Source organism: Terriglobales bacterium (genome assembly GCA_035651655.1).
Lineage (GTDB): Bacteria > Acidobacteriota > Terriglobia > Terriglobales > Acidobacteriaceae > DASRFG01.
In genome coordinates, this window is record DASRFG010000034.1 from 1 (window position 1) to 13613 (window position 13613).

General features: G+C 55.7%; 9 protein-coding genes. 3 read left to right on the forward strand and 6 right to left on the reverse strand.

Annotated features, from left to right (window positions below; genetic code table 11):
* Positions 1 to 833: 833 nt before the first annotated feature.
* From VFA76_16425 to VFA76_16440, 4 genes are all read right to left on the reverse strand, one after another.
* The gene (locus VFA76_16425; GenBank protein HZR33433.1) at positions 834 to 1196 is read right to left on the reverse strand and encodes a response regulator; all 363 of its coding nucleotides are present in this window, start codon (positions 1194 to 1196) and stop codon (positions 834 to 836) included.
* A complete protein-coding gene (locus VFA76_16430; protein HZR33434.1) occupies positions 1193 to 3487 on the reverse strand; it encodes a response regulator in 2295 nt (764 codons plus the stop codon). The genes VFA76_16425 and VFA76_16430 overlap by 4 nt, the downstream gene beginning before the upstream one ends.
* A gap of 68 nt (positions 3488 to 3555) precedes the next feature.
* Complete coding sequence (locus tag VFA76_16435) at positions 3556 to 4179, reverse strand: YfiR family protein (protein ID HZR33435.1); 624 nt, start codon at positions 4177 to 4179, stop codon at positions 3556 to 3558.
* On the reverse strand, positions 4167 to 6212 hold the full coding sequence (locus VFA76_16440) for a TonB-dependent receptor (protein ID HZR33436.1): 2046 nt from the start codon (positions 6210 to 6212) through the stop codon (positions 4167 to 4169). The genes VFA76_16435 and VFA76_16440 overlap by 13 nt, the downstream gene beginning before the upstream one ends.
* 297 nt (positions 6213 to 6509) lie before the next feature.
* On the opposite strand from VFA76_16440, the gene VFA76_16445 reads away from it, so the two are divergent.
* A complete protein-coding gene (locus VFA76_16445; GenBank protein HZR33437.1) occupies positions 6510 to 7544 on the forward strand; it encodes an HD domain-containing phosphohydrolase in 1035 nt (344 codons plus the stop codon).
* A gap of 41 nt (positions 7545 to 7585) precedes the next feature.
* Positions 7586 to 8260, forward strand: a complete 675-nt coding sequence (locus tag VFA76_16450) for a response regulator (protein ID HZR33438.1) — start codon at positions 7586 to 7588, stop codon at positions 8258 to 8260.
* Positions 8261 to 9674: 1414 nt separating this feature from the next.
* Here VFA76_16450 and VFA76_16455 read toward each other — a convergent pair.
* Complete coding sequence (locus tag VFA76_16455; GenBank protein ID HZR33439.1) at positions 9675 to 12005, reverse strand: winged helix-turn-helix domain-containing protein; 2331 nt, start codon at positions 12003 to 12005, stop codon at positions 9675 to 9677.
* Positions 12006 to 12214: 209 nt separating this feature from the next.
* On the opposite strand from VFA76_16455, the gene VFA76_16460 reads away from it, so the two are divergent.
* Positions 12215 to 13258: a YncE family protein gene (locus VFA76_16460; GenBank protein ID HZR33440.1), complete on the forward strand. Its 1044-nt coding sequence runs from the start codon at positions 12215 to 12217 to the stop codon at positions 13256 to 13258.
* Positions 13259 to 13410: 152 nt separating this feature from the next.
* Here VFA76_16460 and VFA76_16465 read toward each other — a convergent pair.
* Positions 13411 to 13613: hypothetical protein (locus VFA76_16465; GenBank protein ID HZR33441.1), on the reverse strand; the 203-nt coding region annotated here is incomplete at its 5' end.

Sequence of the window (13613 nt, forward strand, 5' to 3'; positions counted from 1 at the left end):
GTGCAAAGAGCGTGGTCGTGCTGATTGCAGAGGAACCCAATAGCTGGCAACAGTTGCCGACCTACGTCAGTGCAGTTGTACGACGCTCAGACCCCGTCAGTATCATCTCTGTGCTGCGAGAGATTCTAGCCTGAAGATCAATACGCCGCTGAGCTTTGGGCTTGCTGAGCGGTTCCAGTTCACTTAACAGAACACTTGGTGATTCGACGTTTTTAGGACATTCCGTTTTTCTAGAACCGGGCTGGATACTTGATGTATAGGAAAAATAAAAATCAGAATCGGCTAGGTTCAAGGTCGCTTGAAGAACATCTTTTCCCGATGTGAGTAGCGGTGGCGGCCGGACTCCCAACCTTGCTCAGCGGTGATTAGGGAGTGAGGGGGTGCACCGAACCTTCGCCACACATAACAAGAGACGCTGCTCAGGTGCAAACGACCGACGCGGTGACATCGTCTTCAAGAACGATAGCCCCAGACTCTCACCTGCCCGCTGACCGGCCCACACGAGAATTTGATTTTCCTATACTTCGAGCTTCCGAGGGGCGTGCCCGATCGTAATGGCTTGCCTGGCAGTGGGGAAGGAAGTCTCTTATGTGACGCTATTGCAGACCTGGCCTTGGAACCAAGAAGCGGCCCCGCGAGCTGCCTTGTCGATGTGAGAGCATTCCTGCCCCGACTACGCAACCATAATCCCCCAATTAAACAAATGGGTCGCAAGCGTCGAACCGGCTAACGCACAAAGAACCCAATAAAAAGCGCGCCGTGCTAGCGCGGAAACACCGGCTCGGCGCTAATCTGGGTTCGAGGCTGAGACCAGATCAAAACAGGAGTTGAGTTTAAGACAGGAACTGCCGGATGCCTTCATTCAGGACGGCCGTATTGATCGGTTTTGTCAGATAGCCGTCGAAGCCAGCTTCCAAGGCTTTTTCACGGTCTCCCTGCATGGCGTAAGCGGTCAGAGCAAGCACTTTGAGACGCGCAAGCCGCGGATCTTGTCGCACTTCGCGAAGGACCGCATATCCGTCCAGCACGGGCATTTGGATGTCCAGCAGAACCAGGTCGGGGAGATCTTCTGCAAGCTTCTCCAAAGCTTGCTTGCCGTCGCAGGCTTCGATGACTTCATGCCCGAGCGTTTCCAGGATTTCGCGGATTAACTCCCGGTTCGGGAGATTGTCTTCTGCCACCAGAATCTTGCTCATGAATGCCCCGCCGACTTGGCCAGGGCAGAGTCGCCAACCACCTTCCGCACTTGCGCTAGGAGATCAGCCTTCCAGGAACCACTCTTCCGAAGCAATGCCCGCGCCTCGCGCTGCAAGAGCTCAACTTCTGCGTGTGTAAGATCCTTGGCCGTGACTACAAAGATCGGAACGCCAGCCACCCTCGGATCCGATTTTATTTTGCGGAGCACTTCGAATCCGTCCATCTCAGGCATTATGAGGTCCAGCAAGATAGCATCAACGTGAACTTCCGAGAGGCGACTCAGGGCATCCCTGCCACTGGAAACGAGGTAAGGGGTGTAGCCGCCCGACGACAAGATGTTGCCCAGCAGGTCAAGTGTTTCCCGATGATCATCGATCACGAGGATGGTTTGAGAAGATCCACCCTGAGGCCGCACATGTCTGCCAACCGCCTCCAGGAGGATAGATTTTTGCACCGGCTTGACCATATATTCAGCGGCTCCCAGTGCTAACCCCATCTGCTTTTGATCGACCACTGAAACCACAATGATGGGAATATCGGCAGTCTCTGGCTCATTCTTCAGTTGGAAGAGGGTCTCAAACCCACTCCCCCCAGGCATGAGTATGTCCAAAGTGATAGCGCTGGGACGCAACTGCCGAGCTTTTTGAACAGCCTCTGCACCCGAGCAGACAGGTTCTGTGGCATAGCCTGCGCTTTCCAAGTAGCGCGTTAAAAGCTCGCGGGCAGGTGGCTCATCATCTACCACCAAAATTAGCGACTTACCCTCGAGACGTACCGGTTCTTTAGGAGAGGCCTTAGAAGCCACGATTCTGGCGGGCACCTCGGGAACTGATCGTCCCGCAGGTAGGGTGAAGCTGAAGCAACTGCCTTTACCTAGTTCGCTGGTCACGCTAATCGTGCCGCCTTGCCGCTCCACTAAGCGCTTGGTGATCGCCAGTCCGAGCCCGGTCCCCTCTCTTACGCCTCGTGTGGTTTCACCTGCTTGGCGGAACTCTTCGAAGATCAACTGCTGGTCTTCCGGTCGAATACCAACACCGGTGTCGCTGACCGAAATGCGGACCAACTCGCCTTCGGCTGAGGATTCAACCCGCACGCTCCCGGCATCGGGAGTGAACTTCAAGGCATTGCTAAGTAGGTTGTAAAGAATTTGCTTGAAGCGGACGCGATCTGCATGCACCGCAAAACTTTGACCAGTGCTTTCAATATTGATCTTCTTGGCCATGGCCAAGGGACGCACTACGGAGAGTACCTCAGGCATAGCCTCTGAAATGTTGAAATTCTCGGCTTTCAGTTCCAGTAAACCAGACTCGATCTTGGATAGGTCCAGGATGTCATTGATTAGCTGCAACAGGTGCTTAGCGCCCTCTCGCACATGGCCTACAAACCGGGCCTGTTTGTCACTGAGACTGCCAGATGTTTGTTCCGCCAATAGCTCAGAAAAGCCAATGATCGCATTGAGCGGAGTGCGGAGCTCGTGGCTCATGCTGGCGAGGAACTGGCTTTTCAATTGGGTGGCCCGCTCCACCTCACGGTTCTGAAACTCCAGGGCCTTGTTGGCGGCTTCAAGCTCTGCGGTTCGAGCTTTCACTCGTTGTTCCAATTCGTCGTGCGCTTTCTGCAGGGCGCCATCGCGCTCCTGAATTTGTCCCAGCATTGCGTTGAAGGCTTGAATCAGGAGGTCTGGCTCGTCACCATTGCCGGTTGAGACGGCCCGCACAGAATAGTTCTGGTCGCGAGAGACAACTCGAGCAACTTCCGCCAGATGCACAATCGGCTCCGCAACCGTTCGTTGGAACACCGAGCCAACCAGGAGCGCGGCAATAAATGACGCCAAAAGCACGATGGTTGCTATTCCGATGTACCGCTTCAGGCGGTGATTCATCTCCTGTAAATCGGACCGGATATACACGACGCCTGCCGGATCTCCCTGGAACACAATCCCCCGGACTACTACCAGGGCGCCATCCTTGAACCAGTGTGTCTCCAGTTGACCGGGCGGGACCGCCGGCAGTTTCGGGACCTCCCCCCGCCCATCGCGCCAGTACATCGCCAGCGGCCTGCCCTCACGGGTAAAAATCCCCGCGGACACGGTGTTAGGCGCAGCTCTCAAAGCCGATAGAGTGTTCTCCGCGGATTGCGGATCATTGAACACTAGTGCAGAGACACTATTCGATCCTGCGATTTGAGCCTGAATAGAAAGACTGTGCACCATCGCCTGCCGAAAAGTGACTAGATCGTAGGTAATGAACGCAGCACAGGCAATCAGCAGGGCTGCTCCACCGACCAGCATGTTCATTCTCGTCAGTCTTTTCGTGATTGAGTAGTCGCGAGCCCTGAACATTGTCGATGCCTCGTGGACTAGGATCCCGTTCTCACGCTGAGAGCCACTTTGAGCAGTTGGGAACTGAGAGAGAGGCCGGTTCGTTCGGCACTGGTCAGGTTGACCTCAAAACGCACCTTGTTTCCCGTCGTAACGAACTGGATCATGCCGCCACGGCGTACGAATTGCGGCATATCGCTGACGGTTAAAATGCTGGCCTCATTCAGGGTTGTGAGGATTTCCTTAAGCCGCTTCTCCTCGGACGAACTAATGAACAGGATGTGGCAACTGCCAGCCTCCTGCAGCGTTGTAATACGTTGAATTACGACCTTTTTGGTATTGACGCTTTCGCCTGCGATAGTTGTGTCGAACGTCGTGCCGAAGGGGTCTTGACCAAGCACACAAATACCGAACACGTTGGCAGGCTTGGCTGTGGAGGGCCATTCCACGAATTTTCCGAAGTTATACAAATAAACGGCCTTGACCTGATATTCAGTAGGGTTCGAATTTTGTCCCTGCAAGGTTGTGCCACCTAGGATTACTGATACAAAGACGGCGAGAACGACAAACTCAGCTCCAAGGCGGAGAAGGCGGTGGGTCCGGCTTGTCGCTGAGAGGCGCAAGGAAATCGTGCCTGAGTTGAGCTTGGTTACCGTTGCCATGTTTGCCAAGTCAATCTGATGTAGGCGCTTCGTTCAATCCCGACAAGCGATCCAGGATCACCTCCAAATTCGGGGTGATGCGGTTGCAGCAAATTCTGTCCGCCCACTGACAAGTCGAGGGAGCGAGTGGCGCGCCAACTGAAGCGCACATCGGCTGTTGTGTAAGACCGGACAAGCTGAGCCGGCAAGGCACTCACGTAGCGCAAGGTCTGATCGAACGCCAGCTTCTTAGGAAGATCCAGAGTAGATTGGATCACTATCTGATGATGAGGGCTAGAACCCTGGATGGAGCTGACGGACGTATTGTCCAAGCTGCCAAACTTCTTATCTAGATCAATGTGCAGGTAAGAATACGAACCTCGCAAACGCCACCAGTGCTTCGGCGTCCAATCGGGCGCAAGCTCGAAGCCAGCGGTTTTGCCCAATATTCCGTTACGGAAAAGAAAGGGAAGGACAAGATGAGGTGGGGACGGCGCTGTTTCTGAGAAGGGCACCCCAGTCTCAAGACTCAGGAGACGGTCGTAGTTGTTATAGAACGCAGCAAGATCGATATAAAGGGTTGGTTTGATCAGGGTTCTGTAGCCTGCTTCGTAACCCAGCAGGTGTTCCGAGGAGAATTTCCTGTCTCCCATAACTCTGAAAAAAGTCAGTGGGTTGGGAGTGAGCAGTCCTGTAAGCTGAAGGTCCTCTTCAATACGGGATGGCGTACGCACGGCGCGCGTAACTGCCGCCCAAATGGTCTGTCGAGGAGTCGGTGTCCACAGTAGGCGGCCTGTCGGTTCTGCCTCAAATCCCGAATACGAGTTGTGCAGGAATTTTGATCCAAGGGTTATTGAAAGCTTATTTCCGACGATCGGGATTTCGTCCTGGACGAACGCGTTATAGAGCTTTTCAGTGTAGTGATTCGGTGTGAATACGACGGTCGGGATCACCTGACTGGCATTTCCCGAGCTGAGGCGAGTCCCCAAACCCCACAAGAAGTCTTGGCGGCCCGGCAAGCCTAGGTGATGGATGAAATCGATATCGAAGGTGTCGCGAGACTCGGCAAAAGTGGGCTGTCTTCGGTTGCTCCGATCATAGTAAGTCTGAAGTTGAATGTCGGAGCCCGCGCTCAATACTCGCCTCCAGTGACCGAGAAGATTGCCGCCGCCGAGTTCCGCATTTTGCTCCGCCATGGTTACAAATGGCGCAGTGTAACTCCCGATGCCCACCCGCTGTCCTGCGTCGCCGTTATAGAGGTCGCCCTGTAGCGTAAATGTGTCGCGATTGTGTCGTTCCCAATCCGTTCTAAAGCCGGTCTGGCCCATTCGCCAGTCGTCGAACCTTCTCCCGTCAGAGTGGAATTCTGGGCCCTGAGAGAAGGCTTTTCCATAAATACGATAATTAAGCGTTTCGCCATTCCCGCCTCCGTAGCGGAAATTGGCGAACCCTTGGTCAATATTTCCGCCGCCCATCGAGACGAGCATCCCCTGAGTGTCGCGGGTATTTTTGGTAATGATATTTATGACTGCGTTGACGGCATTTGCTCCCCAAATCGTACCGCCCGGTCCTCGAATGACTTCGATTCGCTCAACATCCTCAAGCAGGGTATCTTGCACGTTCCAATAAACTCCGGCAAAAAGCGGCGTGTAAACGGTTCGACCGTCAATAAGCACGAGTACCGAACGGGAGAGCGCACTTCCGAAGCCACGCACCCCCACTGACCATGTGTTTGAATCGATCCGTGCGACCTCTACTCCTGGGGCCAGGCGCAGGACCTCTGGAAGGCTGGAGGCTCCAGAACGTCGAATGTCCTCTTGGGTAATGACGAAGATTGCTGCCGGGATTCGATTGGCTTTCACCGGCACCTTGGACGCTGTCGTGACCTCGATCTCGCCGAGTTGTTCCAGACTCACCTGCGTGAGGCGCTCTGACTCCACCGGGATTGGGTCTGGCGTTCCTGCTTTGCACAAATGTGCGAACCAGAGCAGGGACAAAAGAACTAAAATCCCCCGCAAACACTTCTGGTGTTCCGAGTTGGAAGGCTTTGCCATATAAACGGCTGGTCCAACCCTCGCACACCTGCTGAGCCATTGGTAATTACGAAGGTAATTTTCACAGTTGCAATTGGCGTCATTGATGTAGCCAAGGCGCGCAAGGAGAACCCATGAACGAGTGGTCACCGGAATGAGCTCGACGTTCTCACGTTGATTTAGGTTGCCGCTTCTGCGCTCCCCGTCAGCGTAGCCCTCCTGCTCTCAGTTCGCTCAGCTTCTCCACCCCGCACGACGTAAGGTAAACCCCCACGGGTTACTGCTGGATGACCTCGGTAATTATCGCGGAGGAATACTGTGTGCGACGCTAACCTTTCCATGGCGACGTTTCCCATTGAGGAACAAAATAATGGCAACGCGACAGTTCTTGTCGCCGACGACCAACAGCTAAACCGCGCCTTATTTGAGGAACTTCTCAGCGCCGCGGGGTATGACGTAGTAACTGTCGAAGATGGGACAGCCGCACTGCAAGAGTTCAAACGCACCCGCCCTGATCTAGTGTTGCTAGACGTGATGATGCCCGGCCTAAATGGCTTTCAAGTGTGCGAGAGCATAAAGAAAGAAGCTGAAACATGCCTGACCCCTGTAATCATGGTTACCGGTCTGTCGGCAAAAGAGGATCGTGTTTCGGGGATAAAAGCTGGCGCAGACGACTTTCTAACCCGGCCCGTGGACAATACAGAGCTGCTAGCACGAGTGCGGTCGCTCTTAAAACTTAAGGCGCACACAGACGAGTTGGAGCGGGCTGAATCGGTTTTATTCGCATTGGCGCGAGCCATCGAAGGCAAGGATCCGAATACTCAAGGCCATTGCGAGCGCTTATCGCAATATGCTGTCGCGTTAGGTGAACGTCTGGGATTGCCTAGCGAACAGGTTACTGCACTCCACCGCGCGGGGATCGTCCACGATGTGGGAAAAGTAGCGGTACCGGATGCTATTTTGCTCAAACCTAGCCGACTGACGGAGGAAGAATGGAAAGTAATGAAGGAGCACCCGGTTGTCGGCGAGCGCATCTGCGCACCGCTAAAGTCCTTTCGGCTGGTACTTCCCGTCATTCGCCATCACCACGAGAAGTTCGATGGATCGGGTTACCCCGACGGGTTGAAAGGCGACCAAATACCCCTGACCGCTCGGGTATTGCAAATTGTCGATGTCTACGACGCCCTGACGACGCTCAGGCCCTATAAGCGGGCGCTTTTGGTTTCGGAGGCCCTTGCCACTATGGAAGATGAGGTTGCAAAAGGCTGGTGGGACCGCGACATTTTCAAAGCGTTCAAAGAATTGACCAGCCCTCTGGCGTCGCGCTCACGATCGGCCCGCGCGGGAGTGTAATCGCTCTTTGGTGGTAAGGCGCATTCTGCCCATAACCCAATATGGCGCTCAAAGTACTCATTGTCGAGGACGACTTTCCAAGCTTGGAACTGATCCGAGAAGTCCTTGAGTCCGTCGAAGTAGAGGTGCGGCCTGTTGTTGATAGTGAGGAGGCTGCGGCGCTGGTGGTAAAGGAAAAGTTCGACGGCATCTTTCTGGACCTCAACATGCCCAAGATGGACGGTTTCGAGTTGGCAAGGCGTGTGCGGGGGTCATCGTGGAACGCATCCACGCCCATCATCGTGGTCACTGGCGAGGAGGACCGGCACACGATGAAAAAATCATTCGACGTCGGGGCTACGTTCTTCCTACAGAAGCCCCTCGACAGGCAGAAGCTACTACGACTGTTCAGAACTGCACGTGGCACCATGTTCGACGATCGCCGGCGGTTCGTACGTGTTCCGCTCAATACGGAGGTCGTATGTGAGGTCGCCGGCCGCATTACCAAAGGAACAAGCTGGAATATCAGTTTAAGCGGCATCCTATTTGAAGCCGCACAGCTGCGCCCGTTTGATGAGGTGAGATTGTCCTTCCCTCTACCGGGCGCCGGAATCACGATTAGAGCCGCTGGCATAGTCGTCAGAATCGATGAGCGGCAAAGAGCTGGCGTTCGATTTAGGGACCTCAACGAAGCCGGACGAGAGGCAATCCGGAAGCTTGTGGACTGCCAGGAATAGACCTTCTATGAGGAGCTGTCACTTGTCTCAAAAGACGACTTCTTCAAATTCTGAGGACATCCATAAAGAGCTGAAACAAACGGAAGAGGCGCTAGACCGGCTATTGGCTCTAGTGCTGGGCAGCCGCGGGATACCAGATTTCACAAGGGAACAGGCGGTTCCGTACCGTATCACGTGCTTGGATCGTGGCACACCAACAGGACATCGACCGCGGACGAATGGGTCGTACTCCTCGGTCCGGGTTGCCGCCCATAGTAAGGCTTTAGCCACATAGTTGAAGAGCACGTCGATGCGGCTAAAGGCGGGACACACATAGGCCCGTCGCCCCTCAAGCCTCGGACTCCTTCAGAATGGAGATGATCGAGGGCAAAAAACATTGGGAAAGACTAAAGATCAAATTTTTCTTCCTGCGCCAGCAGCTTCCGCACACTTACCGATTTTCTTAAGCAGCTCCTGAAGTCTCTTCTGACCTTCAGAAGAGACGTCCTGGAAGGCTCGTTTCACGAGAGCGGCATGCTGGCGAAAAAGAGGGACGAAGAATTCTCGCCCTTGATGTATAGGAAAAACAAAAATCAGAATCGGCTAGGTTCAAGGTCGCTTGAAGAACATCTTTTCCCGATGTAAGTAGCGGTGGCACCCGGACTCCCAACCTTGCGCTCGGCGGTGATTAGGGAGTGAGGGGGTGCGCCGAACCTTCGCCACACATAACAAGAGACGAGACGATAACGTCACCAGTGAGGATGCACGCGCGCTACGCGGTTTGGGGCGCGATTCGTCGCGTCCAGTGCATTCGTTTTCCTCTACTGTCAACGAGAGGGTCTCGCCCAAACTCTCTCTGAAGCGATACAGTCCACCTCAGGCGTCGTGGCCGAGGTCGCTTTTGCTGGCGCAGCAGAGCGAACAAGGCCGCCCCCGTCCCACCCTTTGCACCCGGAGCCAACAAGCCGAAGTAACGGATCCAGCGGAACCCACTTCGTTTCCCCTCGTACCTATACGGCGGAACTAGGTTTCCATTTCTAGGGATTTACTTGTTGGGCGGCTTCCTTTAGCAGAGGCTGCCTGGCAAACTTTTTCAAAGCCAACGCCAGAGCGGCCATGAAGCGCTTTTCAAATGGTACGCAGCATTCTTCAGGGAAAGGCAGAAAGCGGTCTATAAAGCAATTTACAAACCGTCAAGGTCTCATCGTGCTTGGAACCATCGCTCTGATCATCACGGTGTTCTTCGTTGGTGGGAACTCGGATGAGTACTGAAACCGTCGGCTACAAACAGGAGACCGTTGCCCCAGCCAAGACGTTTGCCCAGCGGGACGCGTCGCAGACCCGGCTGATTGCAGGCGTCACCGGATGTCGCGCAGGCGCCCTCGCCCGGCAAGAGCTTTTTGTCAGCGTGGTGCAATCGTCTTTTTTCAGCAGCTCATTGCATTGGCGGGCGGCCGTTCAATGCGGAATACTCCTTTTTGGCGTGATTGAGGATTGGGATGCCAGCATCGGCTTCTCTCCACGCCATAAAGAAAGTCTCATAAGCTTTGCGGCTCTGATTCCGCTCCCCTCGCAGTGCAAAAGCCCGAGCCAGGCCGAGCTGCGCCAGCGAATAAAGAGGTGAATCACCCGCAATGCCGCGGTGATCCAAGATTTTCTGAAACTCCGCAGCGGCTTCGCTAGCCTGGTGCGCGGCCAGGTACGCCTGCCCGCGAATATAAATTGCATAAAGATGCGGCAAAGGAGGAATGTTTATCCCCAGCTCATAGGGCGAAGCCGCGCGCAAGATCTCGATGGCACGGGCAGGATCGCCATGACTGATCTCGATGGCAGCTCTCGCCGCGGGCAGCCACACCGCGTGCAAAAGGGTATCCGCAGGAAACTGGCGTTGTAAATCGCCGGCCAGTTTCTCCGCTTCGCGTTCAGCGCCGGCCTGACTCAGCGCCAGCAGCGCCACCACACGCACTCCCATGCCGCGGCTTTCGGCAACGGACGTGAGCGCTTGGCCGCGCGCGGCTTGCAAATTTCCGAATTCCGCCTGAGTCAGGGCGGCGATTGCTTCCCAATTAGCAGCCCGCTCTTTGAAGCGGTGGCGCTTCTCGGCCTCAGCCGCGGCGCGAAAGAATCGATCTGCCTTCTTCAACTGACCGGCAAAGGCGGCCGTCTCGCCCTGATAGTAGTCCATGACGCCCTCAGCAGGCTTCGCCGCCGCCCATGCAACCTGGCGCATCATGCCGGACCGGTCGCCTTGGATGGAGGCGATCAGATAGGCGCCATAGTGCGCGACTATCTCATCGGCATTAGCGGCCAGTGACTGGTCAAACGCCTGCATCGCCTTGGGCAAATCATTCAGACCGAGATATTCGAAGCCCAGGTTGGCAGAATCAAGGCTGTTTTTGCTAAAGACGCGGATCGCCTCCTGGCTCTCGGCAATCGCCTTGGCGAATTCACCAGTCTCGATGTAATCGAAACCGAGATTGGTGTGGGCAACGAAGTCTTTGGGGTAGGTGCGCGCCCAGAGCTGGTATGTCTTGATGGATTCCTCGACCTCGCCGGTAACAAAATCGTAGTAGTGACCGGAAACATACAGTCGTTCCCTTTCTGTGGCACGATTGCGGCGCTCGAATGCCATGCGCATGTACTTGAGGGAGAGATCGCTCTCCCTCAAATTGCCGTACGACGTTCCCAGGGCGGCGTAGGCCATGGTGAAGTCCGGATCGAGCTCGATGGCTCGTTGATAAAAGGGTATTGCGCTCACATCATCGGCATTGTAGTGTTGCCCCAGCCCCAGGTTGTAGGCCCGAAGAGCTTCGAGCGAAGGGGTGGTGGCTTCCTCGATGGGCGTGTTGAATCCCTCAAGCGAGGCAAGCGATTCCCCCAATCGGCGCCGGATCTGGACGGTGGCTGTTCCCAGGGCGCGAAGCGCGTCCTCTTTTCGGCTGGCTTCGGCCTGAGCGCGGGCCAGCGTGTCGCCAGTGCGGCAGTTTATGGCTTCGAGCGTAAGGACGTAGCGGCTGCCCAGGAGCGCAATTTCGCCTGCAATCATCGCTTTGATGTTCTCGCGCTGGCAGATCTCACGGCCCACCGCCGCGGAGACGCGCGTGCTCGCGGGCTGGCCCATGTAAAGCAGCGTCTGCCGTATTTTTTCCTCCGACACCACGTTGAAGAACGGTGACTCCTCCAGTTTCACCGCTAGTGCCCGCTTCAAAGTGCCATCGAAAACCGGATCGTTGGCGATGTTCTGAAAATCGGTCAATAGGATTTGGTCCCGGGAGCTGAGAACGGGGGCGCGGCGAGCGCGCAGCAGCAGGCCTCCGCCAACCGCGCCAGCCACCATGAGGACGGCGGCGGCGACCATGACCCATCGGAGTCTGCCGGAGGTTGGCGCAGCCCTCGTCGCGTCTGCAATATTCAGTGCAGGACTGCCGGTGGGCTCTGGGGTCACCAGAAAGCGGTAACCGCGACGTGGAATAGTTTCGAGATAGCGAGGATGGTCGGCATCATCGTCTAACGCCGCTCGAATCTGCCGGACGCAAGTATTCAGTCCGTGCTCGAAATCCACGAAAGTGTCGGCGCCCCAAAGTTCATGTTTGAGCTGCTCCCGGGTCACCAATTGGCCAGCACGGCGGACCAGCAGCAGCAGAACTTTGGCCGGCTGCGGCGCTAATCGGAGGGGATGGCCGGCCTTGCGCAAGTCGCCGGTTTGGGCATCCAGCTCGAAAGGACCAAAGCGTAAGCCAGCATTTTCTTCAGGAACCTGCTTCAAGACACCGCTCCCGAGGCGGCACATTATAAGCGGAAACGCGCTTACCTTGGCGGCGATTCTCTTCTCTCTCAGCAGCTTAGCTGCTCACCAATCGCTCACTTAATTCTTATCAGCCGCGCATTGACGGCCTTTTCAAGGGGCCTGACCCTGCGATTGCCGAAGGGCGGTCCTGCACCCGCGCTCCGGCGTGCAAAAAAATAGGAGGGGTTATGAAGACCAGAGCTTTACCTTACGCAAGTTTGTTAGCGCTATTGCTCGCGGGAGCCTTGGCGGTGGCGCAGAGTGTTGTAACGACCATTCCCCTTGGGGAGCCGTTTGGCGCGGGAACGTTTGCAATAGCCGTTAACCCACGTACCAACACCATATACGCCACTAATCCGGGAGCGCTGTCCAGCCCTGTTGGACTGGATTGCGATTCGCATGATGTCTCGGTCATCGATGGCTCGACAAACACGGTGTTAAGCCCGGTCTCGGTCGGCCTTAATCCATTCGGCATAGCGGTCAACCCAAAGACGAACAAGATCTACGTGGCCAACGCTGGTGGCGTCGGTTTTGACTCCTGTTCAAGCGAGCCGTCTTATGACGTCTCCGTCATAGATGGAGCCACAAACAAGGTAGTCAATAACATCACCGTCGGCTTGGGCCCGGGCTTTATCGCGGTCAATCAGAAAACCAACAAAATATACGTGACACTCACCGGCGGCTGCTGCGCCGACGGGAATACCGTCGCCGTGATCGACGGCTCAACCGATGCGGTAGTAAAGACCATCGCGGTTGACCTTGACCCTTTTATCGTAGCCGTCAATCCACGCACCAACCTGGTTTACGTCACGCACGCGGGCGACAAGATCACGGTGATAGATGGCGCGACGGATACCGTCAAGACCACCTTCTCCATAGGTAGTGAGGCGCGGGCGATCGCCTTCGATCCCAGCGGCAAGTTCGCGTACATCGCCGCCAGGAACATCAATCAGCTTGCCGTCGTCAAGACGTCGAACAACGCAGTGGTTCAGTACATCCCCGTAGGCCGCCGTCCGCATGGCGTGGTGTTCAATCCTGCCGACGGAAGGATTTACGTCACCAACCGCAACGATGGCACCGTCTCGGTGATCGACAGCTCCACAAGAACTGTGGTGGCCATCATACCGGTGGGCGGCTTTCCGCGTTTTCTCGAGCTCAATCGCAGAACGGATCTCTTGTACGTTCCCAATGCGACCGATGCTTCAGTCTCTGTGATCCAAGACGAAGAATGACCGTTCCAGGTCCCCGAAGCGCCGTCCTGCACCCGCGCTCCGGCGTGAAAAAGATAGGAGGGGTTATGACTGTTTTGACGTAAAGTGCGGTACGCGACCAGAAAGCCACTCCCGCCCTCGCCAACCTGGACCTGCCCACGCTGCGGCCACGTTCACACTCCGGCCGCGTCCACTGGATTGCGTGCGATGGTCTCTGCCTTGGTAATGCCCAGTATTAGCTGGATACGATTGGCAAGGCGCTCTGCTAGGTCATTAAGGAAATACCAAGTGGTTTCCTCTGTGCGCTTGCCTACCGTGAACACAGGCACCAGCTTGGTTTCCGCGTCCATCGCCACAAATACCCACTGGTCGCCCA

Excerpts from the sequence above, each read along its gene's own strand:
- VFA76_16450 (HZR33438.1), top strand. The coding sequence starts at position 7,586 with ATGGCGCTCAAAGTACTCATTGTCGAGGACGACTTTCCAAGCTTGGAA.
- VFA76_16430 (HZR33434.1), bottom strand. The coding sequence starts at position 3,487 with ATGCTGGTCGGTGGAGCAGCCCTGCTGATTGCCTGTGCTGCGTTCATT.
- VFA76_16460 (HZR33440.1), top strand. The coding sequence starts at position 12,215 with ATGAAGACCAGAGCTTTACCTTACGCAAGTTTGTTAGCGCTATTGCTC.
- VFA76_16440 (HZR33436.1), bottom strand. The coding sequence starts at position 6,212 with ATGGCAAAGCCTTCCAACTCGGAACACCAGAAGTGTTTGCGGGGGATT.
- VFA76_16425 (HZR33433.1), bottom strand. The coding sequence starts at position 1,196 with ATGAGCAAGATTCTGGTGGCAGAAGACAATCTCCCGAACCGGGAGTTA.
- VFA76_16435 (HZR33435.1), bottom strand. The coding sequence starts at position 4,179 with ATGGCAACGGTAACCAAGCTCAACTCAGGCACGATTTCCTTGCGCCTC.